The following is a 24026-nucleotide window of genomic DNA, read 5'->3' as shown; positions in this document are numbered from 1 at the left end:
GGAGCAAGTTTCTTTAATGTGGAGGGATGAGCGTGAGTATACTACAGGACAAGATAGTTGTGATTACAGGTGCATCTAGTGGGATTGGCGCCCTTTGCGCTCAGTTGTTAAGCGAAAAGGGCGCGATTCCTATTTTAACAGCACGCTCGCAGGAGCGACTGAAGCAAGTATCTGCGGGAATCAGCGGCAGACATGAGCTTATCCAACTGGACGTCACCCGCCAGGAGCAGGTAGAGGCTGTTGCAGCACGAGTATTGGGACAGTACGGACGGGTCGATATATTACTTAACAATGCAGGCTACGGAAAGTTTGAGTATTTTAATGAAACCGACCTGACGGAGTTTGAACAAATGATGGACGTGAACTACATGGGTGTTGTTCGCTGCATCAAGGCGTTTCTGCCACAAATGACAGAGCGGGGCCTTGGACAGATTGTCAATGTAGCATCAATGGCCGGGAAAATCGGGACAGCCAAATCGTCTTCTTACACGGCGACGAAGCATGCTTTGCTCGGTTTCAGCAATGCGCTCCGGCAAGAGCTGCGCGGGAGTGGAGTGACTGTAACGACGATTAATCCGGGGCCGATCGACACACCGTTTTTTGAGTTGGCAGATCCTTCAGGAGGATATGTTCGAAATGTAAGCTGGTTTATGCTACAACCAGATAAGGTAGCACGGCATATCGTAAGAGCGATGGAGCTTCGCAAGGAGGAGGTTAATCTGCCACGGTGGGTATCTCCTTTTCTCAAGCTGTATCAGTTAGCTCCCAGACTGACCGACAGGCTGGGTCATGGGGTGATGAATAAGAAATAAAAGATGTCCCGTAAGCCATTAGCTATGGTGAGGGACATCTTTTATTTTTGTGATTTGGTAACAGGGCTATTTTCGCATATAATGGAGAGTAACGAATTTACGTATAGGGGTTGGACCTTTTCATGACATTGAATTTTGAATCGCTCGGCGTTGAACAAGATCTGTTGGACAAACTGACTGAGCATGAAATTACACAGCCTTCGCCAGTTCAGGCAGAGGCTATACCGGAAATAATGAAGGGAAAGCATGTATTGGCGCGCTCACAAACTGGCACAGGCAAGACACTGGCTTATTTGCTGCCGCTGTTGCAAGCGATTGATCCGCAGAAAAAGGCTACGCAAAAGCTGATACTAGCTCCAAGCCAGGAACTGGCCATGCAAATTGTACGTGAGGGTCAGCGCTACGGTGAGCATCGCGGAATCCGTGTACTCGGTCTGATTGGTGGGGCGGCTATCAAACGTCAAATCGAAAAGCTCAAGGATCATCCACAGCTTGTCGTGGGCACACCAGGACGTGTACGGGAACTCATCGCTTCAAAAAAGTTGAAAATGCACAATATTACAGCCATTGTTATCGATGAGGTGGATCAGATGTTCCAGCTCGGCGGAGCAGGCGATGTAACCAATATATTGGGCACCGCCCAACGCGATCGTCAATTGGTATTCTTGTCCGCAACGCTGAACGACGAGATTCAGTCGCTGGCGAAACGGGAGATGCGTGAATACGTAGAAATTGGGATTGATCCCGACCAGAAGACGGCCAGTGGACTGGAACACTATTACTTTGTATCTGAAGAACGGGATAAGGTGGATATGCTGCGCCGTCTGGTACGTCATTTTAATCCGAGAAAAGCGCTGGTGTTCGTGAATACAACCAATGCCATCGGGGAGATTGAGGCCAAGCTCAAGCATATGGGGCTGACTACGGCATCCTTGTATGGAGATGCGGATAAAGTCACGCGTAGCAATGTGTTGGCCCGATTCCGTGAGGACAAGCTCAAAGTGCTGGTCGCTTCGGATGTGGCAGCCCGTGGTCTGGATATTGAGGGCCTTGAAATGGTTATTCATTTTGATCCGGCTACGGATAGTCAAGCTTATGTTCACCGTGCAGGACGGACAGGACGGATGGGACGCAAAGGATTGGTGGCATCGGTTGTCACTGACCGTGAAACGTTCATCATGCGTAAGTTCTCCCGTGAACTGGGCATTGACATCGCAGAGCGTGCGTTGCATGGAGGTCGAGTAGTTGTGCCGCGTCCGGCGGATGCCAAGCGTGCACCTGTAAGACCCTCCGAGGCTAGATCCTTATCTAACGGAGCATCGGCGGAGGACCGAAAGGCACCTGTTCGTGCCGAAAACGGACGTCCTGGCAGGAATTCCGCGAACGGTTCAGCTCCAGGCAAGAGCAAAGGTGCAGCCTTGTCCAAAGCAGGAAAAGCACAGCGCGAGCGTGATCGCAAAAACAAGGGTGCACCAAGATGGCTGAAGGAAAAAGGATCAAAACCGAACGAGTAAGGGAGAAGAGGGGGAGCCATGGAACAACAGCCTGTGTTGCAAATTAACGGACTGACCGGCGGATATAGCGCCAAGCGCCCGGTGTTGCATCAGATTTCGCTGGATGTGAAACCGGGCGAAATGGTAGGACTGATTGGTCTGAACGGGGCCGGGAAAAGTACGACCATGAAGCATATTTTGGGCCTGATGACACCGCAGGCCGGAGAAATTCGTGTGCAGGGGCATAAGCAGGATGAAAATCCCGAGGAATATCAGGGAGCCATTGCTTTTGTACCTGAATCTCCAGAGCTGTATCCTGAAATGACGGTGATGGAGCATATGGAATTCACGGCCAGAGCGTACGGAGTTAGCGAAGCAGATTTCCGCACACGCAGTGATCAAATGCTGGACTTGTTCCGTATGCGGGATAAAAGTGGAAGTATGTCGATGCACCTGTCTAAAGGGATGCGCCAGAAAGTGATGATTATGTGTGCATTTTTAGCGGGACCGCCGTTGTATGTCATAGATGAACCTTTTTTGGGTTTGGACCCGCTTGGTATTCGTTCCCTGCTTGACTTTATGTTAGAGATGAAGCGTTCGGGTTCGTCCATTCTACTCAGTTCTCATATTTTGTCCACGATTGAAAATTATTGCGATCGTTTCATTGTACTTCATCAGGGTGCCATCATTGCGCAGGGTACGCTGGACGAAGTGACAGCACAGGCGGGTAAGCCGGGCATGCCGCTGGAAGATGCATTTTATGAGCTGGTACAGGGCAGGGAATGAGCATGGATTTGCAACGTCTGCATAAAGAAAGACGTGTAGCGTTCTGGGGACAGGTGTTGCCTTATCTGGGCTATGTCATTCAGAGCGGTCTGGCGGTGGTGTTCGGCTTTGCACTGATTGCCTTTGCCGCATGGTACACGTCGCTACTAATGCATACTCCACCGGATTTGCCCATCCGCTGGATCATGCTTATTGTGGCTATTCCGATTGCTCATGCGAGCTTTCGTACGTATTTAAACGCAGCGGATATTGTTTTTCTCCGTCCACAGGAGCACGCAATGCACTATTATTTTAAGGCCAGCCGGATTCGGGGTGTGGTGTATAAAATATTCGGTTTGCTATTGCTGTCTATTATAGTGTGGCCGCTGTATATTCGCAGTGATTCCGCGCCTAAGCCGTTGCTACTGACCCTGCTACTGTTCGTGCTATTAAAGCTGCTATTCAGCTACGGCGGCTGGCAAGAGCTTCGTATGGTATCGATTGGCGGGAGTATAGGCTATCGTCTGCTTCGGTGGGTGTTGGCTGTGCTGATGGTAGCCGCATGGCTATGGCAGCCTCCACTACACAGCGTACCATTTATCATATTGGTCGGTGTGGTGTACGTGCTTGTTCTGCGTTTTCCGGTCAAGCTGCTAGTGGCTTGGGAAAAGCTGATTCGTACAGAGGGTATGCAGGCTGCTCGGGTGATGCGCACTTTGGGCTGGTTTGTCGATGTGCCCGCCCTTACGCAGAGAGTGACGCCGCGCCGTTGGCTATCCTGGTTGGGAGGTAACATACCTTGGAACAGAAGGGGAGCGTATCGTTATCTGCTGTTTAAGACGTTCCTGCGCACAGAGCCAGCAGGTATTGTCATTCGGCTCGGGATTCTGGGGTTGTTAATTATATATATCACCCATGCTAGTTGGATTGGTATTGCAGTATATTTATTTTTCATATTCCTCATTGGTGTACAGGTCACTTCACTAAGGCAGTATCACAAGGATTCGTTATGGCTTCAGTTGTATCCGATTCCTGCGCATAGTCGTCGTGCGTCTTTTCTCGACTTTGTTGTTCGGTTGACGTTGCCGGCTGCTGTGGTTCTGTGGCTTCCTTTTCTGGCAAAGGGAACGGAAGATCTACTGTCTACACTGCTCACGTTGCTTGGGGGAGTTGCAGTAGTGTTCCTGCTACGAGGCGCTCAAGCCAAAAAATGGCGTTTGGACGGTCAGGATGAAGAAGAAGTGTGATTTGTATCTATGTGAATAAAGTAAAGGCTAATTCGCAGGCAGCACTTGCTGCTTGCGAATTAGCCTTTTTTTGTACTGCTATCATAGCCGTGGGTGCAGATATCCGTCAGCTTATATAAAGATCGTTTTGCTGATGATAACTAATAAAATGAACAGTACCAGAATTGTTCCTGTGCTTGTGAATGCGCCGTAACCACCGTAACCGCCTCTTGTTTCTTCTGCTCCCATGCTCATTCTCCTCTCGGTCATTGTGATAAAGGATACATCGTATCTTATGAAGTGGATTTTCAGATTGCGTGGGCCATTGCTCAGGTATGTTGCTGAATCGCCTTATATTTTTCATCAGATGTAGGGGAGGAGAGAGGAAAAGACACGTATTGTCGAGAATAGAAGAAGTACGTAATCATTATCACTTGGAAAGTGGGAAAGACGAGATGCTGATAGATAAGCTGCTCGTGAACATATTTCTTGTGTTTGTACCGTTATTGGTATATAGCGCTTTGTCAGATCATCGGCATATGAAACATACCCCGTTGCTTATGGGAGGGGTGCTGGGTGTGTCTTCTGTGCTTTGCCTTATGTTTTCGTATATTTGGTATGGACTATTTTGGGATCTTCGATATGTTCCTCTGATCCTTTCTGTTTTATATTTTGGTCCTAAGGCAGGGCTTCTGAATATAACGTTGATGGTGATGGCTCGTATGTATATAGATCCTGAGTCTATAGTGGTGAGTTTTCCCAGCATGATGTTGTGTTATTTGGGGCCTCTCTTGGTGAGAAAAAAGTTTATGCAGCTCAATAGTATATTGCTTCGGGTGGGCATGAATATGCTAATGAGTATATGGACCAGTATTGCCATGTTTATATTTCTGTTAATACATTCCTGGGTCAATGGAAGGCTAGATAAGGATGAGATCGAGCTGATCCGGGCAATACTCTGGTTCGGTATGATTCAATTCCTAAGCATTGGAGCCTCCTCTTTCTGGATGGAGTTTAGTTTGGAACGGGAAGAAATGAGAAGAAAGATTAAATATGCTGAGCATCTGAATACGTTAGGTGAACTGGCTGCCTCTATGGCTCATGAAGTACGGAATCCATTGACCGTTATTAAAGGGTTCTTGCAAATGGTTCAGTCAGGGCTAGAAGGGAAAAATCGCAGATATATTGCTTTGGCACTAGCAGAGGTCGATCGGGCTGAAAGAATTATTAGCGACTATCTGAACTTATCCAGACCGCAGATTGGGAACACAGAGCTGATGGATCTGTCTGGCATGGTTCAACAGATTGTTTTGCTTTTGAAACCGATGGCGACCAAGCAAGGCGTAAGACTGTATACTGAGCTAAGGAATGAAATATACGTACATATGGATCGTAATCAGCTGTTACAGGCGTTAATACATGTGACGAAAAATGCGATCGAAGCTGCGGATGATGGAGGCAGGGTATACATAAAGCTGGCGATTCAGGAAGAGAAGGCATGTCTGCATATTAGGGATACAGGAAAAGGCATGAGTCAGGAGCATCTGGAGCGAGTGGGTACTTTGTTTTTTTCAACCAAAGAGGTAGGAACGGGACTGGGAACGGTCGTCTCCTTTCGAATCATTGAAGCCATGAACGGAAGTATACACTATGAGAGTGAGCCCGGAGTCGGAACGGAGGTAGTCATCCTGCTGCCACTCGCACAAGAATCAATGCTCGCTGCTGAAGGATAGTTTGTTTCGAAGTGTGACTTACAATGGTTCAGCCCATTAAAAAGCGGTATGCCACAACATCCGGCATACCGCTAATGATGCTATATTGAATCTGTTACATATTATGCGTTCAACAAATCTTGTGCGCCACGGTAAACAATGTCATACAGGTCTTCCAGATACTCTTCCTCGATACATGAGAATGCGATTCGGAGATCATATTCACCCAGCGCAATTGTTCCTACCCCATATTGTTCCAGCAAATGTGTGCGCAGTCGTTCAGCGGACAAGCCGTTCAGCTTAAGGCACATAAAATAACCCGAATTGAAAGGATAGTAGCTCCATACATCTCCGTATTTTCCACTATCGAGCAACGCTTTGACTTTATTAGCCCGCCCCTTCATAATTTGGAACTTTTCATTTTTCTGTTGTGCAAAATCGGGTGATTTGAGGGCATCCAGGACGAAGGTTTGAGATGGGTGAGGACCGCTCGAAATCGTTGCCCGAATAATCCCTAATGTTTTTTGTTCCAGTGCGCTCAGTACATCCTGATGTTCCGAAGCAAAGGTAATAAATCCGACACGGAAGCCCCAAACGAATTCTTCTTTGGTAGCTCCGTCAATTTTGACGGGTAGAATTCTCGGATGAAGTCCAGCTAACTGACCGAATAGTGATTCATGCAGGGAGTCCTCGAAGAACAGACCAAAATAAGCGTCATCCGTCACAACTACGACATTGATGCCTGCTTCTGCGGCTTCCTGAATGGCAGCAACAATCGCTTTACCCTCTTCGACTCCCGGTGTGTAGCCCGTCGGGTTATTCGGGAAGTTCAGCACAACGATTGCTTTGCCGTATTCTTTCTGTGCCAGTAGCGCCTCGCGTAATCCTTCACTATTAAAACGTTGATCCTCTGTGAACAACGGGAAATTCACCAAACGTCCATGACGGCGAATACCGAAAGTCAGCTCATAGTTTTCCCAGTTTTTGTCTGGGTAAATGACAGCGTCCCCTTCATCCGTGAACAGGTCGGCAACGATGCTCAAACCATGGGTCAGCGCGTTCGTAACTACGGGAAGGCCATAACCTTTTCCAGCCAATGAAGGGTTTTCCTTCAGCATTTTGTCACGCCATACACTACGAAGTTCAGGTTTGCCCGCAGGGGGTGCGTAAGGGTATAAATCCTTGGGATTGTAAGCGGACAGCTTCTCCTGAATGACCTCCAAATGCATAGGACCGTTACCTTCCGTAGCAATACCAATCGTGGCGTTGTACTTTTTAGCAAGCTTCCCGGCTTCTGCGGATTGACTCAAAATCCCCTCTTTTGGGAAATAAATTTCTTTCCCTAAAAGAGAAAGCATTTGATATACATGCTCGTTGCCTGTCTGAATGTTTTGGTTTAACTGCGCTGCCAGTGGATTCATTCCCGTTTCATCCTTCCAAGTCATTTTGATTACATATTATAGCATCACACACGGTAAGCGTCACGCAAAAGCATCTGGGAGCATAAAAACGCATTTTTTTGCTTAATGAAGGCGCTGAGCTTATATTATAAATTAACGGGATAGAGGACAACCAAAGATTAACAAGAGGAGGTGCAGATTTTGCTGGATACATCTGCGTCATCGTTTATCCTGTTGTCGGCCTTCGCCAAAATTGTGTGCGAGCCGGGCTGGAAATGGCAGGTACGCGAGAAGCCGATGCCAAACTATGATTTATTCTATGTATGGAGCGGAGAAGGAACAGTGGTCTTAAACGGAACATCGTATCCGGTGAGCAAGGGGAGTTGCTTCCTGTTCAAGCCGGGGGATGATACCCGTGCCACACATAACCCGCAAAAGCCGCTCATACTTACCTATATTCATTTTGATCTCATCGAACAACCAGAGCTAGTCCCTGCAAGCTACCGTATGCTGGAGGAAACGTTCGAGGTAGAGCATATGCTTGCCAGGTACGTTCGACTGCGCCTGGAGCGTGCTTACGGAGCTGACGAGGAAGGCAAGCTGATTCTAAAACAACTGATGATTCATCTGCTGCGTGCGGACCGTAAGGAGCCGCAGGAGCAACAGGCCAGTAACCAGCTCACCGAGGTCATTCGGGAAACGGCCAACTACGTGCGTCAGCATCCGGGACTTCCTCATCGCGTCGAGGATTTAGCTGCACGGGCAGGGCTGTCACCGCGTTATTTTTCGATTAAATTCAAGGAGCTGCTAGGTGTTTCCGCGCAATCTCATATTATCAGCATGCGGATTGAGCGTGCACAGCATCTACTGCTGCATGCGGGAATGAATGTGACCGAGGTGGCAGAGGCTTTGGGGTATCGTGACATCTTTTTTTTCAGCCGCCAATTCAAGCAATACACGGGGAAAAGTCCGTCTGAGATCCGGTAATGTTATAGACGGTGGACAAGCTGTTTCGGATTTAGGCATAATGGGAGTAACGCATGACAAATATAAAGGATAAATTCCAAAAAAAGGACCCGAGCCATTACGCCGGGTCCTTTTTTATATGAGCAATTTATATCATTCGATCCCAATGCTCATATGTGTAGCTATAATCCTGTTATGATATATTCACTTATGCTTTGGGATCATGTCGAAAGCAACCCAGACGTTGTCCCATTTTCACCACATCCCCCAGCTTCAATGCGGGGTCTGGCTCAAACGTACCGTTCTCAGTTAGCAAAACGACGGTTGACCCAAATTCGAAATAGGCGAGATCGTCTCCTTTTGTCCATGAGACGGCTTTATCATCCGTATATTTGATGCTACTCACATTCATTGCGCCAACCTTAACGACCGCCACCTCACCGTATTCGTGGGCGATGTACGTAATCTGTCGTTCATTGCGGCTAAGAACTGCTCGCATATGCTGCAAGCCGAAGTCATTCACTGGGTATACCTTGCCGCGCAGATGCTCTTTTTCTACCAGCGTACCGGATACTGGTGCATGAATGCGATGATAATCCGTCGGGCTGAGATAGAGTACAAAAGCATAGCCGTGTGTGTATTTTTCAAGACGCGGAGAGCGGTTAAGAAGCTCTTCCAGCGTATAGTCCTGCCCTTTGACATTCAAAAGAGTGCCGGACGTAATTGGGCCAGTGAAAGTAATCCGTGCATCCACCGGACTGGTCATCACCTCGGCGTTCGTATCAATCGGGCGCATGCCCGCTTTTAATTTGCGTGTAAAATAGGCGTTCAGAGAACGGTATTCCTTCCATTCCTGTTCAGCCTCATGCGTCTGGATCTGGTACGTACGTATAAAGGTGGGGATAAAAAGTCGGCTTGCACCGCTTTGCGCGAAGGAGCCCACAATCCGGCACACCCACTTGCGCGATGATAGCTCCGTCATGAGCCGCAGCCACTGTTTTGCCATTACAGATCCCCCTTGTTCATTTCCGAGCCGTCTTGGCCGGAACCTGTCCGGCCGCTCTGAACTATATTGACACAGAATGTGACGTAAATCAATACAGTGGACGGCCTGGTGAACGTTCGGTATCTGACGAAGGCATCCGTTCGAGAAGCCAACGAGCGTAAGCCATCGGCTGAGTGTATGTTTCTTTCCAGACATTGTGCATGCCAGCCTGGCTGAAGCCATAGCGCTGGTCACGACCGTTGCATTCGATAAAAACAATCTTGCCTTCACGGGTAATTCCCAGATCCAGACCGACATCGGCGAGACGAGGAAGGGTTTGTGCCAGTCGGTGCACGATTTGTAACGAGAGCCGCTCTAGTTCATTCATTAACCGGACTGCGTTCGAAGTCTGAACCGTCTCTGTTTGTGATAACACCTCCAGTAAGGAACGGGCCGTCCCCCCCTGTGCCACATTGGAGACAAAGGTGTGGGAAGGAGCAATTTTAGCGAACATGCCTGTCACACCCCAGATACCGCCATATCCGCGCTGAACCGTCACACGGATATCAAACGGACGATTGTTGTACAAAGCAAGCGGTATGGTTTCCTGTACGATATGAGGCACATGCAGCAGTCGTTTGTGTAGAAATAACGGGAGTTCTCCGACATGCAAACGTAGTGTGGACCAACGCTCAGGTATAGAAGGATGTGCACATTGCAAAGTCCAGCCTCCGCGGGAATGCCGCAGACGCATAATTCCTCTACCCACGCTACCGCTACTGGGTTTAATGACAACATCTCCGGTTTCCTCCATTAAGGTATGGATGGAGGAAAGGTTGCCTTGCAAGGTTTTGGGGAGGTGGATGCGTAGCAGAGGGTCTTCCTGCAGAATTGCATGTATATGGTCTTTGGGGAAACGGTTTTGTTCATTAAAAATATAGTATCCCTTTTGTACAAGCTTGTTGATATCTCTAGCATTTTCATTTTGCCGATAGAGAGTCCGATTGTGGATGACCGGCGGCAACGGAAGAGTCATTTGCCGATACTCGTTGCCGTGTTTAACAAAAGCCCGGCATGTTCCGGTCGCTATATGAATATCCTCCAGACGAAGAAAGCAGGGGATGAGCTCGTAGCTTAACCCGGCGTCCTCGTAATTGGCGATGGATTCATATCGCGTCCTCATGGCGGGAATGCCCCGGTAGGTTGCCGGGTTGAGCATGACGCCGACATGCAACATGAGTATGTCCGCCCTCCTTGTAGCACTCCAACTGATCATACTGTGATTGTAGTCCATCATATGTATCAAAGATCGGCCAGGCATGGACGCTAGCCTTGCGGTAAGCCCAAAGTTAGAAGCGAGGCACCTTTCAGGGAGGCAGACGATATGATACAAGATGAGTGTTGCAGAGTGTTGGAATAAGGTCAGAAAGTAGGTGTGGTGATGCAGAGGCCGAAGGTAGCAGTTGTTACACCGGGCTCCTTTGTTATACCTTCGCCCCGCAGCAGTTCTGTGGAGCGGGTAATTGCCCGCATGGTACCGCTGGCTAGTCATGAGCTTCAGGCGCAGATCTATGGCATAAAGGGAGCAGAGGCATCGGATCATGGCGATGTCGACGGAATTCCCTGTATGCGTTTTACGCGGGGAGCAGGTTATATTTCTGAGGTGATTGCCGATTTAAAGAGATGGTCACCAGCGGTAGTAGATGTACACAACCGCCCGGCAGTTGCGTATGCCATTCGCGAGGCTTTGCCCAATAGCCGAGTTGTGCTGACCTTGCATTCGACCACGTTCATCCGGGAGCCTCACCTTGAACGGAAGGACATGGGTAGGCTACTGGCATCAATGGATCGCATTATTGTGAACAGTGCGTATTTGGGAGCAATCGTAGCTTCTGACTGTTCCGAAGCAGTCAGGAAACGCATCGTCGTAAACAAGCTGGGTATCCATCCTGGCGATTTCCTGCCACGGTGGACTCCAGCAGCAGAAGCGGCCAGGTCGGCGCGATTGGACGATTTCGGCTGGTCAGGCCGCCAAATCGTATTATTTGCGGGCAGACTGATGCCAGGGAAGGGCGTTCACCGGCTGCTCAAGGCCCTGCGGCATGTCGTCCGCGCCTGCCCGGGCGTACTGCTGCTCATTGCAGGTAGTGCCTATTACGGGCATGACCGCCTCACGCCGTATACGGCGTCGTTGCATCGGCAGGTGCGTAAACTAAGGTTGGGGAAGCATGTGCAATTCCTAGACTATGTTCCGCATCCAGCATTGGCCTCGCTATATCAGCTAGCCGATGTGACTGTTGTTCCTTCAGTGAAGGATGAGGCCTTCGGGCTGGTCAATCTGGAAGCTATGGCGGCAGGAGTGCCGGTGGTCGCTTCACGAATCGGCGGTATTCCAGAGGTAGTACAACACGGCGAGACAGGCTGGCTTGTGTATCCGTCTCACGGTGAGCAGGAAATGGCCGATGCCATCATCAGGCTGCTCCAGCAACCTGACTTGCGACGACGGATGGGAGAAGCCGGACTTGGCGAGGTACGGAGACGATTTTTGTGGCAGCACTCAGCACAACGCTGGGCACAAATCATAACGGACTGCGCAACGGAGTGACGCAGGCGCTGTTACGCGCATAGGTTATCTTATAGGCATTAGCCATGATACCCAGCCGGGTGAATGAAGCGGAGCGACCGCTGGTTCACTCCTGTGCCAAAGGAGCGGTCACCATGAACCATCGTACGAACCATAGCCCTAAGGATAAAAGAACAGCGCGACGTAACCCTTCCAATGCGGTTCCCTCCCGCCGTGTTAACAAGGAAAAAGCGGCTTCGACTTCCGGCAGTCCTAGACAGAGCCAGCGCGGGACGGCAACGGTTCCTGCCCCTGTAGAGAAGGATACCTCCGTTCAAGCTGTAGAGGAAGCGGCGTGGAAGAAGCATAAGCTTCCCAAAACGCTAGAGGAAGCGATGCAGATGAATCGAGCATCTGTACTGCTGTTGTCTGTGCCTGAGTCAGATACGGAATGCAGGATGGATAACGATAAACCGTCTATTACGACGGAAGATCAGGCAGAGCAAGATTCATTACTGGAATGTTCCATAACCAGTATTCACATTGCGGAAGGAAGACACCGCCCAAAGCAGCGTGTGATCTTGCCTGAGCAAGATATCGATCTAGCCTTCGATACGGAGAAAGAAGAATTAGACTTGAATGCCATTCACGATGGATCAGCGACCAGTGACGAGGCTTCTGACGATCATATAGCTTCACCACAATATGGGAGCATTTCTTTTCACCTACCCGCACGGGCAGATAGGGGCGAAGTGAGCGTTGTATTTGAGAAGCCATTTATAGATACACAATATGTAATCACTGCCAATGCGAGTATACCGGGAGTGATGGTATCCGTCACACAACGTCAGAGGCATTCGGTAGTACTTACTGTGGAACGCATACACTCGGGACCGATATGTGAAGGGTTGGTCCTTTGGATTGCGATGGGGCAATAATAAGAAGCCAGGAATATAAGTGTCCATAATCAACTTTATACTAGAAAAAAGGCGTCCCATAGTGGGACGCCGTATACATAAGAGAGAAGGGGGTAGACTTGTAATATCGGGGAAGTTTATATTATTACACTTATTTCACACCTACGGCATCAAAAGACTTAATAGCAGAGGTTACGGCTATTGAATTTTCACCATAACTGTCTTTGGCTGTTTGGATAACAGCAGCACGTGCGGTGGAGAAGTTAGACGTGGAAGTCAGATAATTGGTGAAGGCATTATAATAAATATATACGGCTGCATCACGTCCGATTCCATCTACCTTGACACCATGAAAAGTGCCACCTTGTGCCAGTAGATAGTAGGCTTTATTAATAATACCGCTATTAATATGGGCTCCACCATAATCCTCGTTGTTAGGATCAGGATAGAGATTGCTGTAGTGATCGACTTGACCGTATTTGACAGGATCGGAAAGGGAGCGAATGGCATCGCCCTTAATATTAGGGGTATAAGCGACTTTGCCGAAATCCCAATTGGTACGCTCAATGTCGTTGCCTATAATATCTGAGATGGCTTCACTTAATGCACCAGATTCAGCGAAATACACGAGCCCTGATGAATGCTCGGTCACACCGTGTGTCAGCTCATGGGCAACAATTTCAAGGTCGCTGCTAAAAGGGGCAAATAACGTGCCGTCTCCGTCTCCGTAAAGCATGTGAGTGCCACCCCAGTGGGCATTATTGTAGTTCTTTGCGCCGTAATGGACTGCCGAAGCGATGGCCATGCCATGCCCGTCAATGCTGTCGCGTCCAAATCTATCCTTGTAATAATCGTAAGTGCGAATAGCGTAAGCGTGGGCATCCACCGCAGCAGGATCTTCCCATGCGTTATCGGAATCTGTATACAGGGTGCCGGGGAGCGTCTCGGTGTTGTGGACGTTATAAGTTAGGATTCCTTTACCACGAGTCGTATCCTTTAGTTGATACTTCTTGCCCGAGGCTGTGGTTTCAAATGTTTTGGTATCGCCGAATACACCGCGCCCTGTGCCGATTACTTCGTTAAGAATGTCATACTTGAATACGATTTTTCCGTCATTAGCGTCAATAAAGTAACGTGTGCGCAGCAGAGTGGGCTGTAGAGTATTAACTTCGGTTACATAGACGAGACGTGTGGAGTCTCCATCGGGATAGATGTACAGTTCTGCTGTAGGGTCCACGCTTGGTTCCAGATTGGCAATCTTGGGAATAGAGGATGCAGGCTCTACCACTTCCAATGTACTGTTCTCCAGTTCAGCTGCTTTATCCAAATCCAAGGAGTCCTTATCAACAGAGATTGAAAGTTCATTGTTAGATGCTGTTCCGTAAGTGTCTTTACTTACACTACTTGTACCCTCGTAAGGTTCAGGAACGATTGGGACGGAGGAAGTGAGAGATTGAACCCGTATAGCTGCATCTTCATAAGCGGTATATACAGCCTCAGTAGCACTGATTTTTGGAGTTGTATTTTCTTTAGCATCGGCTTGTTGATCTTCTGAAATGACAGCTCCCAAATAAGAGGTGATTTGACCAGACTTGTTCACATGGATGGTCTGTTCGGCTCCAAATACGGGAATTCCGTCTACATATTGTTTTAACCGATAATGCTTTGTACCAAATTTGTCACTGGTACGATCCACGATACGAAATTGCTCGCGCACATGGGAACCGATGTGAGTATCGTCCAGACTCAATAATGTTTTTTGTTGTCGATTTAAAAAGCTCCAGACCAGATTGTCGCCTGTTACCGTTGAAGGAGACTTCCAGTTCACCGTTTGGAATGTTGGCGTAAACTGAGTCGGATCGGGAACAGAATTTTCAGCTGCGGAGGCTCCAGGCGCAATGGCTCCTAATAACATAGCTCCTCCTAGAAGTGAAACCCATACTTTTTTCAATTCATACTCACTCTCCTTAATTAATGTTGGGGTAAAAAACACCCTGTTTGCAGAAGCCTAGCGTCATATATGTAAGTCTTGTTGCTCCTTTGAAACGTGAAGAGGCTGGATAAAAATGACCTTATGTAAAATATTAAGGTTTATTTTTTTTGCAATTTCATCGTCTCGGCTCTGATATTAGCACAGAGGTTGTCGAACGAGAAGATTAATTTTACAAAATACCCCAAAATGAATCTTTAGTCCCTGATTTACGGTTTATTTGTCTTATTTAGTCGAAAATGATCGGAGGGACTCTATGAATATGAAAAGGGCGCCCCTTTGAGGGGACGCCATAAATAAGGGGGGAAGGGGCGCAGACTTGTACACTGCACCCCTATTTTTTCGTCCATTGTATGAGTAGGGCCACATGACAGTTGCACAACGGCAACGGTCTATGGACGAGAATATGAGGATTATAGCGTATATGATTTAGTTTACACCTACAGCATCAAAAGATTTGGCAGCTGCAGTTGCTTGTGCCGAGTTCGCACCGTACAGATCTTTTGCCGCTTGGATCACAGCAGCGCGTGCGTTGGAGAAGTCAGAAGAAGAAGTCAGGTAGTTCGTAAAGGCACTATAGTAAATTTGGACCGCTGCATCGCGGCCAATTCCATTTACAGCTACCCCATGGAAAGTACCACCTTGTGCCAATAAATAGTAGGCTTTATTAATAATGCCGCTGTTCGTATGAACGCCACCGTTATCGGAGCTGCCTTTATACAAGTCGGAATAGTGATCTGGTTGATCATACAGCGTAGGATTTGACATAGAGCGAAGGGCATCGCCTGCAATGTTTGGCGTATAAATATCATCGCCTACAAGCCAGTTTTTACGCTGAATGTCATTGCCGATAACGTCCGAGAAAGCTTCATTCAATGCACCGGACTCTCCGTAATATTCCAAATTCGAAGTATACTCTGTGACACCGTGCGTAAGTTCATGTCCCACTACATCGGGGTCCCCGCTGAAGGCGATAAATGTGCTACCATCCCCGTCTCCATAAGTCATTTGGGAGCCATTCCAGAAGGCGTTGTTGTAGCGGCTACCGTAATGGACTGTCGAACGGAGTTGCAGTCCGCGTCCGTCAATGCTGTTGCGTCCAAATTTAGACTTATAGTAATCATATGTTTTGGCAGCATATGCATGGGCATCCACGCCGGCTGGATCATTCCATACATTATCGGCATCGGTCAGAAGGGTACCTGGGATGCTTTGGCGGTTGGAGGCCGTGTAAGTCACGATACCATTACCGCGTGTTGTATCTTTTAACTGGTAGCTACTACCGGAAGCCGTCGTGTTGAATGATTTGCTATCACCAAGCACACCTTTACCTGTGCCTGTCGCTTCATTAATGATGTCATACTGGAATACGATGCTGCCATCATTGGCATCAATAATGTAGCGAGTACGCAGTGGGGCAGGTTCTAAAACATTGACTTCTGTTACATAAACCAGCTGCAGGTCATCCCCTTTAGGATAGAAGTACAGATCGGCTTTAGGATCTACTTCTGGCTGCAGATTAGCGATTTTGGCAATGGAACTTTTTTCTGTCTCCACCGCTTCAATTTTGCTATCTTTCAAGGCAGACGCTTTATCAAGACTCAGCTCGTCTTTATCAATGGATAGCGTTTTTTCGTTGTTAGCTGCTTCGGCGTAAGTGTCTTTGCTTACACTGCTTTGTTCCTCAGCATCTTTAGAAATCGTATCGTCGGAGGTAGGGAGGGCTTCAATCCGTGCAGCTGCTTCTTTATATGCAGTGTAGACCGCTTCAGAAGCGCTGATTTTTGGAGTTGTACCTTGTGTAGCTTCAGCTTGCTGATCCTCAGTAACCACCGCTCCTAAGTAAGAGGTGACCTCACCAGATTTGCCCACATGAATAGTCTGTTCAGCTCCATATACGGGAATCCCGTTTACATACTGTTTCAGCCGATAATGGCTCACACCGGACTTGTCGCTTGTGCGATCAACGATTCGGAATTGTTCACGTACACTAGAGTCGTCCGCACCCAATAACGATTTCTTTTGCCGATTCAAATAGCTCCATACAATGTCGTCACCCGATACCGAGGAAGGGGCTTTCCATTGCTCGGCGTGAAAGGTCGGTGTAAGCTGAGTTGGCCCCGAAACGGAACTCTCCGCTGATGCACCAGACGCGACAGACCCTAACAACATAGCTCCTCCAAGAAGCGAAACCCATACTTTTTTCATTAAAAATTCACTCTCCTCGATTAATGTCAGGATGAATCATCCTGTCTTGAATAAGGCATTGCGCCATTTATGTAGGTCGTGTTGTCGTCTGGAATAGAAGAAAATGGAACATGAAGAGAAATACCGAAGTGTTTTTCATGAAGCGTACGTGAAAAGAGGGTACTGCAGTATGAAGCATGTGGCCTAAAAAGGTGACAAACTCCTCCTTTCCTGTCGTATATAAAGAAAATAGAATAATGGTGGATAATGGAAAAGAATGACTTATGCAAAAAAAACTAATGTTGATTTTTTGAACTCCCATCATCTGGCTCTGATATTAGCACAGAGAATGACAGACGAGAAGATCTATGTCACAAATTTATCCAAAATGAATCTTTAGACCCTAATAACTCACTTATTTAATAGGATTAATAAGTTATGTAAAATAAAGTCGAAAATTGCTATGTCGAAAAGACTCCACGCTTGCCGTTACACACGGCTTTTGGACCGCATAGGTTATGTTGAACTGTCCTAATCATGCTGTCCATCTATACAGCAGGAAGGGAGGTGAGACGGGAGCATGAAGAAGCAGGGAAGAGCTGGATACAAGATCAAACGGAGGCGGCATTCCGGCGCATACTATCATTCTAAGATGTGGCTGCCGTTACGAATGCCGAACATGCATAAGACCCCTGCCATGAGGGAGGTACTCGACACGGAGAGAGGGGCACAGATCGGCGAAGAGCGACCATCTGGACCGTCATCAGTGGGAAAGTTTTTCGTATCTGTCATTATTCCGGCCATGAATGAGCAAAAAACAATCGGAGCTGTGATTCGCGAGGCGCGCCGTGTCCATCCACATACAGAGGTTATCGTCGTTGAGAACGGATCACACGATAGAACGGCGAAGGTGGCAGCAGCGGCGGGAGCTCGTGTACTTTCTTTCCCGGAACCGCTCGGACATGATGTTGGCCGTCGTGTTGGAGCGGAGGCGGCATCCGGACAGATCCTGCTTTTCCTGGATGGGGATATCGTCATTCCCTGCGTTAGACTCCGGCCGTTTATACACGCCATATGTGCAGGAGCGGATGTGGTGCTGAATGATTACCATGGACCTGTGAATCATACGCCCGTACATCCTGTAGTGGAGGCAAAGCATGTATTGAATATCTTGTCGAATCGTGCTGATTTAGGGGGGGCATCTATGACTGGCATTCCACACGCCATTAGTCAAAAGGCTCTAAATAAAATAGGTCCAAAGCCCTTGGAGAAACCTCCTTTATTTCAAGCTATGTCCATCGCTTCCGGGTTACGAGTGGTGACTGTATATGGAATAGCTGTCGGTAAAATAAATGCGACACGTAAAAAACAGAACGGCAAGGACCCGCTGGCAGGTGTAATTGTTCAGGATCATCTGGATGCCATTGCCTGGCTTACATCGCATCTGGGAACGCGTGCGGGCTTTACGGATTTGGAGCGCAAACGGATCAGAGACGAGGTGAAACTGTGAGTAGACCGTATCGCAGAGGGAAGCGTGAAGAACCGAGCTGGGGGATCAGACGTGTTCAGCGAAAACGAGGAACGACGACTTCAATGCATAGCCGTAGGGTGAGAAAGCCCACACCTCGGGCAACAGGAATGACCAAAGTGACTCCGCCTGTGGAACGCGAAGTTCCGGGAGATATTGTATTACAGGGAACCGCAGCGGCCGTGGTCAGCGCCTGTAATGAAGAGGCTACGATTGAACGGGTGCTGAGCGAGCTGGAAAAACTTCCGCTTACGGATATCATTGTCGTATTGAACGGCTGCACGGACGGCACGCGCTCCATCGTAGCCAAACATCATCCTAATGTGACTCTCGTCAACGTGCCCGATCGACTGGGGCATGATGTTGGCCGTGCAGTAGGCGCGCGTATGACGCAGGCTGATATTGTGCTGTTCGTGGACGGAGATTTGCCGATTCCAGCATCTGATTTGCTGCCTTTTCTCCACGCGGTGGATCAGGGAACGGATGTCGCGCTTAATGATCTGGGCAGACATTTGCCCCCCTATGCCCAGCAAGACAGCGTGACACGGTGCAAAGCATTCCTGAATCGCGTACTGCGCAGACCGGATTTGGGAGCAAGCTCATTGACCGCGGTACCGCATGCATTATCTCGGCGTTTACTGGATCAGCTTGGCTCAGCCGTGCTTGCCGTACCGCCAAAAGCCCACGCCATGGCAATTCTGTATGGCATGATCGTGGCGGCAGTACATGCTGTTGATGTCATTAAAACGAACCGTAAGCGGACCTTCAATGTTGGCAAAGGGAACGCTATGGAACAGTTGATCGTCGGTGACCATGCAGAGGCACTGACGGCGGTGTTTCAGGTAGCCGGGTACTCCCCGCTCGGGCCTGTTCCAACACGGGTAGACGTTGCCAAAGGGAGGAATAAGCTATGAGTCTGACGAGCATCATTATTCCGACTTATAACGGCCTGCATCTGTTAAAGCCGTGCATTGAGGCGATTCGGACACATACGATAGATGTACCGTATGAAATCATTGTTGTGGACAACGCTTCGAATGACGGAACGGATGATTTTTGTGCATCCGAGCGGCTGATCAGTATACGTCTTCCTGAAAACAAAGGCTTTCCAGCAGCATGTAACACGGGGCTCCGGCTGGCTTCAGGTGACCAGTTCGTTATTTTAAACAATGATGTGACGGTTACGCGGCGATGGCTATCGAATATGTTAGCTGCATTGCAGAGCGAAAGCATCGTGGGATTAGTGGGGCCGGTGACGAATTGCGTCAGCGGTATTCAGCAGATTCACGGATTAGAAGGAGATTTGGCCAGCTGTCTGAGATATGCGGAGCAGAATAATGCAAGTAATCCCTCCAGATGGCAGGAGGTTAAGCGGTTGGTCGGGTTTTGTTTGTTATTCCGGCGTGATCTGATGGAACGGATCGGATTGCTGGATGAACGGTTCAGCCCCGGACATTATGAGGATGACGATTATTGTCTGCGCGCACGCGTGCATGGCTACAAGCTACTCATGTGCAACGACTGTTTTGTCTATCACGAGGGGAATGCGAGCTTCTCACGCTCGGAAACTTCCTGGATTGAAGAGCTGATCGAGCGGAACTATCGTTTGTTTATAGAGAAATGGAGCATAGATCCCAGAATGTTCATCGAAACTGGAAACGCTGGGGTTGTATGCACTGAACATGCTGTCGAAGGAGGAAGGAAGATATGAAAGGGGTTATTCTCGCAGGAGGAACCGGATCGCGCCTTCATCCGTTGACTACATTACTCAACAAGCATCTGCTTCCGGTCGGCAAGTATCCCATGATCGTATATGGTATCGAGAGGCTGCGACAGGCCGGGATCACGGATATGCTTATTATTATTGGTAAACAATCGGCCGGACTGTATACCGATTTTTTGGGCAGTGGCAGTGATTATGGTGTCCAACTGACATACCGGATTCAAGAAAAGGCGGGCGGCATTGCAGAAGCACTCGAACTGGCAAGAAGCTATATGCAGGCAGAAGAGAAATTCACTGTTTTGTTAGGTGATAATTTGTTCAAGGAAGACTTGGGACCTGTGATCGAACGATTCAAGCAACAGCCCCCGGGGAGCGCCAGAGTGTTGTTGAAAAAGGTGGCAGATGCCCGTCGTTACGGGGTACCCGTGTTTGATCCTGAGCGCCCGGAGAGCATTACGCGGATTGAAGAAAAGCCGCAGCATCCCCAATCCAAATATTGCGTTACGGGTATCTATATGTACGATACTGCCGTGTTCGATAAAATCCGGCAAATTACACCTTCGGCACGTGGTGAGCTTGAGATCACGGATGTTAACAACTGTTATGCCGCTGAAGGCAAGCTGGAATATGATATTTTACGGCGTTATTGGAGCGACGCAGGAACCTTCGATTCCCTTCAGGAAGCTGGATTGAAAATGAAAGGACTTCTACCTTGATCTCAATGAAACACCATCCTACCGGGCCAGGCATATAGTATAGGCATAATGCCACCCGGAGGAGTGAACGGCATGAAACGCCTGAATATGCAAAGGAAACACAGCAAGCGGCTCGGAAAGAAAGGCTATTGGTCAGGATATAAAAGGGGCCAGGAGCAAGGTAACAGGTTGGGTCAGGCTTCGTTCGGCAAAGTATTTGAAGGCGTCAGTATTATCATTCCGTCCTGCAATCAGCTTCAACAGCTCCGTGCATGCATTCACCGTATTGAGGAGAATACGAGCCATCCTCACGAAATTATTGTAGTGGACTGCGGCTCGACGGACGGGACATCCACCTATTTGCTCCGTAAAAGCATCGCTGTGCGTTATGCGCTGTTAAAAAAGGATGTGCAAATGATAGGTAGCCTGAATCAGGGGCTGATGATGGCAAAAGGCACTACTATTGTGGTACTGGATCAAAACTCCATGGTGACCCCCGGCTGGTTGGATCGGTTGTTAGGGTGTTTACACAGCGATCCGTGTATGGGTGTTGTTGGGCCTGTAACGAATGGTCCATTCAAAGAACAGCAGATCGAGGTTCCTGATATGAACGAAAATGGAGCACGTCAATTTGCCATGACCTTCAATGTTCCCAAACCGGATGCATGGCGAGAGACCGAAAGCTTGGCTGGATTTTGTTTATTGCTGCGCAGAGAGACACTGAAAAAAACGGGCTACTGGGACGAAGGCTGCCACAGTATTGAGGAGGCCCATGCAGATTGGCTACTGCGTGTGCGTTTGTTGGGGATACGTATGGCAATTGCCGGAGATGCTTTTATCCATTATGAAGAAAGAGATCGGGATACGGTGTATGGTTTTCCTCTAACGACCGAAACAAGCGGTTCAATGGAGGAAAGCAGCCGGAACCGATCCTTTTTTGTACAAAAGTGGGGGGACGCGGATAAGCTGTTCCACAACCTGAAATTCAGTACAGCGGAGACGGACGGCCAGATCTCAACAGGTAAGGAAACACACGTATCAGCGGCAAGCTTTTACCCCATCGGAGCGGTTGTTCAGGGACCGTCCGGTGTAGTATTTCGGTTAGAGTCGGGAAGAAGGCGGTATTTGCATGGAGTCAGTGCTGCGGGAGGTGAAAACGTGCGCCCTGTCAGATTGTCTCAGCTGGACTTGTTGGCACTTCCCTTGGTAGGGAAGCCGGAGGTCACAGTTTCCGGCAGCACTGATGCACCTGTAGCTGAGTCGCCAGAGGAACCCTTGCCTGTGCTGGCGGCTCCTGAGCTGGGGAACATGTCCATGCTTCCCACACTTCATATCCCGGCCCAACGTAGGCGATGGATCGAGTTACTGTATGCTGAAGGTGGGCAACTGTACCAAATCGGCAACGGTTGGAAAAGACCATTCCTTACCCTCTACGCTGTGATGAGTTGGCGGGCTGAGGACTATCCAATTCAATTTTTGTCCTCCGAAGAATTGTCGGCATTGCCGGAGAAGCAGCCTATTATTGCTCCACCGGTGCTGCACGGGCATCTGTAATGATCTGAATAGGCGCTTTTAGGCGGAACCGACTACTCGCTGCGGCATACGCTGTAGTAGCGGAAAGCCCGTAGGTAATTCGTGCGTTCCGCACGGCGGAGCACATAAAGGAGGGGCTTATGCATAACGAGTTAGATGATTTGCTGATCCACATTTCGCACTCGCAGCAGCAGATGTCAAGGTTGTTGGATGCGGAACGGCAGGTGGTTGTGCGCATGGCGCAGATCATACATGAACTGCCAGATGAGGAGCCGCGTTTTGACGGAATTCCGGGCATTCTCGACAGCTCGGGACAAGTAAACAAAAGCATTGTGGCCTATCTGAACGGCATTGCCGATCTTCAGGAAGCAATGGCTGAAATGCTCGTTCGTGTCGTGAAGGAAACGGCATACCCGGAAGAGGAGTAACGTAACAACCGAGGGCAGGGAGTGAACACATGAGTAGGGAACAAGCAATGATTCACATGCTGGACGCAGCCTCCAAAATGCAGCGGAATGTGTCTATGATCCTGGAGGCCAAGGCGGTCGAAGCAGAAAAAGTGCGTAATTGGGCGCTGAACCATCTGGCGCCCCACGCCTTTGACACCGATGAAGAACAGCTGGGGCGACCTTTGGAGATTCACGAGCAAATGGTGGAAATGCTGGAGGGATTAACGCGGCTTCAGACTGGTCTTTGCAGCAATCTCAAAGCATTGCTGGATCAGGATGAGCAGCAGGGTGGCGGCATGGAAGGGATGATGGGAGGCATGGGCTCGGGGGATATGAACTAATGAGCATGAGGCGTGAACGTGAGATCAAGCTGGATATAATGGAGTCTATTGCTGCCAGCCAGCACGCCGTTGCCCGGATGCTGACCAGTCTTGCGGACTTGACGCCCCATGCGGATATGTCGGCTACCCGTCTGGAAGAAACCATTCGTATACTCAGCAACTACCAGGGCGAAATCACGCAAATGTTGGCGGGTATTCCATTAAGACGACAGGTATATGGAAAACCGACGAAGCCGTGGCTCCATGTGCCTGTTCAGAAAAATGAAACCACCACGAGAAAGCAAAGGAGGAATGAAAATGAGCACAAGGTGGGAACGCGCCACTCGGGAAAAAGCCCGCAAAAGACGTAAAGATGCCCGGCGTTCCAGCATTCGCAGATTAAAACGGAGAAGAAGACGTCTGCTTGCTCTAAGACGCCGTAAAAGAGGACATCATTCTGCACGTAGAAGACATCCTCTTTTGCGGCGGCGAAAAAAACCTCAAGCTAACCCGGTGGCAGTCCCTTCTGCGGAGAATCCACAGCCCGGGACTGTTGCATTGGAGCATGATCCGCAGGCATTTCAGCAGGGGTATGATGCAGCTTACAACGAGGGTTTCAATTCAGGCTTTGCCAAAGGTTATGAAGATGGACACCAGGTCGCTTACAAGGCTCAGTAAACTATGCAGAACATCCATGACAGCTAACCCCCCGAAGCTACACAGCTTCGGGGTTATTTGCGGTTCGGCAGTTGGACGGGCAAA

General features: G+C 48.9%; 23 protein-coding genes. 17 read left to right on the top strand and 6 right to left on the bottom strand.

The window, feature by feature from the left end; translation table 11 throughout:
- Positions 1 to 32: 32 nt before the first annotated feature.
- The 4 genes from ACYCS5_RS06185 (at position 33) to ACYCS5_RS06170 (ending at position 4317) form a co-directional block, all read left to right on the top strand.
- Positions 33 to 812, top strand: a complete 780-nt coding sequence (locus ACYCS5_RS06185; RefSeq protein WP_029518261.1) for an SDR family NAD(P)-dependent oxidoreductase — start codon at positions 33 to 35, stop codon at positions 810 to 812.
- A gap of 122 nt (positions 813 to 934) precedes the next feature.
- Positions 935 to 2326, top strand: coding sequence for a DEAD/DEAH box helicase (locus ACYCS5_RS06180; protein ID WP_029518262.1), 1392 nt, complete (start codon positions 935 to 937; stop codon positions 2324 to 2326).
- Positions 2327 to 2344: 18 nt separating this feature from the next.
- Entirely contained in the window at positions 2345 to 3091 is a 747-nt protein-coding gene (locus ACYCS5_RS06175) for an ABC transporter ATP-binding protein (protein WP_013311782.1), read from the top strand.
- Between the two features lie 2 nt (positions 3092 to 3093).
- On the top strand, positions 3094 to 4317 hold the full coding sequence (locus ACYCS5_RS06170) for an ABC transporter permease (RefSeq protein WP_039272674.1): 1224 nt from the start codon (positions 3094 to 3096) through the stop codon (positions 4315 to 4317).
- A gap of 111 nt (positions 4318 to 4428) precedes the next feature.
- Here ACYCS5_RS06170 and ACYCS5_RS06165 read toward each other — a convergent pair whose 3' ends face one another.
- Complete coding sequence (locus ACYCS5_RS06165; protein ID WP_023990126.1) at positions 4429 to 4545, bottom strand: hypothetical protein; 117 nt, start codon at positions 4543 to 4545, stop codon at positions 4429 to 4431.
- Between the two features lie 206 nt (positions 4546 to 4751).
- Here ACYCS5_RS06165 and ACYCS5_RS06160 point away from each other — a divergent pair, with 206 nt between their 5' ends.
- A complete protein-coding gene (locus tag ACYCS5_RS06160) occupies positions 4752 to 6029 on the top strand; it encodes a sensor histidine kinase (protein ID WP_029518264.1) in 1278 nt (425 codons plus the stop codon).
- Positions 6030 to 6130: 101 nt separating this feature from the next.
- Here the strand turns inward: ACYCS5_RS06160 and ACYCS5_RS06155 are convergent, their stop codons facing one another.
- Positions 6131 to 7429 carry an aminotransferase class I/II-fold pyridoxal phosphate-dependent enzyme gene (locus ACYCS5_RS06155; protein WP_069012636.1) on the bottom strand — a complete coding sequence of 433 codons (1299 nt, stop codon included), beginning with the start codon at positions 7427 to 7429 and terminating at the stop codon, positions 6131 to 6133.
- Positions 7430 to 7609: 180 nt separating this feature from the next.
- On the opposite strand from ACYCS5_RS06155, the gene ACYCS5_RS06150 reads away from it, so the two are divergent.
- Positions 7610 to 8395, top strand: coding sequence for a helix-turn-helix domain-containing protein (locus ACYCS5_RS06150; protein WP_069012637.1), 786 nt, complete (start codon positions 7610 to 7612; stop codon positions 8393 to 8395).
- Between the two features lie 187 nt (positions 8396 to 8582).
- Here the strand turns inward: ACYCS5_RS06150 and asd are convergent, their stop codons facing one another.
- On the bottom strand, positions 8583 to 9380 hold the full coding sequence (gene asd / locus ACYCS5_RS06145; RefSeq protein ID WP_029518267.1) for an archaetidylserine decarboxylase: 798 nt from the start codon (positions 9378 to 9380) through the stop codon (positions 8583 to 8585).
- An 88-nt stretch (positions 9381 to 9468) separates the two neighbouring features.
- The gene (locus tag ACYCS5_RS06140) at positions 9469 to 10596 is read right to left on the bottom strand and encodes a YheC/YheD family endospore coat-associated protein (protein ID WP_029518268.1); all 1128 of its coding nucleotides are present in this window, start codon (positions 10594 to 10596) and stop codon (positions 9469 to 9471) included.
- Between the two features lie 204 nt (positions 10597 to 10800).
- On the opposite strand from ACYCS5_RS06140, the gene ACYCS5_RS06135 reads away from it, so the two are divergent.
- Positions 10801 to 11964: a glycosyltransferase family 4 protein gene (locus ACYCS5_RS06135; protein WP_029518269.1), complete on the top strand. Its 1164-nt coding sequence runs from the start codon at positions 10801 to 10803 to the stop codon at positions 11962 to 11964.
- 113 nt (positions 11965 to 12077) lie between these two features.
- Entirely contained in the window at positions 12078 to 12860 is a 783-nt protein-coding gene (locus ACYCS5_RS06130; protein ID WP_459761304.1) for a WIAG-tail domain, read from the top strand.
- 130 nt (positions 12861 to 12990) lie between these two features.
- Here the strand turns inward: ACYCS5_RS06130 and ACYCS5_RS06125 are convergent, their stop codons facing one another.
- Both ACYCS5_RS06125 and ACYCS5_RS06120 read right to left on the bottom strand, forming a co-directional pair.
- On the bottom strand, positions 12991 to 14790 hold the full coding sequence (locus ACYCS5_RS06125; protein ID WP_459760962.1) for a M4 family metallopeptidase: 1800 nt from the start codon (positions 14788 to 14790) through the stop codon (positions 12991 to 12993).
- A 468-nt stretch (positions 14791 to 15258) separates the two neighbouring features.
- The gene (locus ACYCS5_RS06120) at positions 15259 to 17037 is read right to left on the bottom strand and encodes a M4 family metallopeptidase (protein ID WP_322252305.1); all 1779 of its coding nucleotides are present in this window, start codon (positions 17035 to 17037) and stop codon (positions 15259 to 15261) included.
- 559 nt (positions 17038 to 17596) lie between these two features.
- Here ACYCS5_RS06120 and ACYCS5_RS06115 point away from each other — a divergent pair.
- The 9 genes from ACYCS5_RS06115 to ACYCS5_RS06075 all read left to right on the top strand — a co-directional run bounded on the left by ACYCS5_RS06115 (position 17597) and on the right by ACYCS5_RS06075 (position 23942).
- A complete protein-coding gene (locus ACYCS5_RS06115) occupies positions 17597 to 18526 on the top strand; it encodes a glycosyltransferase family 2 protein (protein WP_069012640.1) in 930 nt (309 codons plus the stop codon).
- A complete protein-coding gene (locus ACYCS5_RS06110) occupies positions 18523 to 19458 on the top strand; it encodes a glycosyltransferase family 2 protein (protein ID WP_459760961.1) in 936 nt (311 codons plus the stop codon). The genes ACYCS5_RS06115 and ACYCS5_RS06110 overlap by 4 nt, the downstream gene beginning before the upstream one ends.
- Entirely contained in the window at positions 19455 to 20255 is an 801-nt protein-coding gene (locus ACYCS5_RS06105; RefSeq protein WP_459760960.1) for a glycosyltransferase family 2 protein, read from the top strand. The genes ACYCS5_RS06110 and ACYCS5_RS06105 overlap by 4 nt, the downstream gene beginning before the upstream one ends.
- Positions 20252 to 20983, top strand: coding sequence for a sugar phosphate nucleotidyltransferase (locus ACYCS5_RS06100; RefSeq protein ID WP_029518275.1), 732 nt, complete (start codon positions 20252 to 20254; stop codon positions 20981 to 20983). The genes ACYCS5_RS06105 and ACYCS5_RS06100 overlap by 4 nt, the downstream gene beginning before the upstream one ends.
- A gap of 72 nt (positions 20984 to 21055) precedes the next feature.
- The gene (locus ACYCS5_RS06095; RefSeq protein WP_459760959.1) at positions 21056 to 22516 is read left to right on the top strand and encodes a glycosyltransferase family 2 protein; all 1461 of its coding nucleotides are present in this window, start codon (positions 21056 to 21058) and stop codon (positions 22514 to 22516) included.
- Between the two features lie 119 nt (positions 22517 to 22635).
- The gene (locus ACYCS5_RS06090; RefSeq protein WP_013311765.1) at positions 22636 to 22923 is read left to right on the top strand and encodes a hypothetical protein; all 288 of its coding nucleotides are present in this window, start codon (positions 22636 to 22638) and stop codon (positions 22921 to 22923) included.
- A 29-nt stretch (positions 22924 to 22952) separates the two neighbouring features.
- A complete protein-coding gene (locus tag ACYCS5_RS06085; protein WP_029518277.1) occupies positions 22953 to 23285 on the top strand; it encodes a hypothetical protein in 333 nt (110 codons plus the stop codon).
- The gene (locus ACYCS5_RS06080) at positions 23285 to 23635 is read left to right on the top strand and encodes a hypothetical protein (protein ID WP_039272663.1); all 351 of its coding nucleotides are present in this window, start codon (positions 23285 to 23287) and stop codon (positions 23633 to 23635) included. The genes ACYCS5_RS06085 and ACYCS5_RS06080 overlap by 1 nt, the downstream gene beginning before the upstream one ends.
- Positions 23583 to 23942 carry a FliH/SctL family protein gene (locus ACYCS5_RS06075; protein WP_039272662.1) on the top strand — a complete coding sequence of 120 codons (360 nt, stop codon included), beginning with the start codon at positions 23583 to 23585 and terminating at the stop codon, positions 23940 to 23942. Before ACYCS5_RS06080 ends, ACYCS5_RS06075 begins: the two co-directional genes overlap by 53 nt.
- Positions 23943 to 24026: the final 84 nt, after the last annotated feature.

It is taken from the genome of Paenibacillus sp. SEL3 (assembly GCF_054602585.1).
Note: the sequence above shows the minus strand (reverse complement) of the source record. Positions and strands in the feature narration are given on the sequence as shown.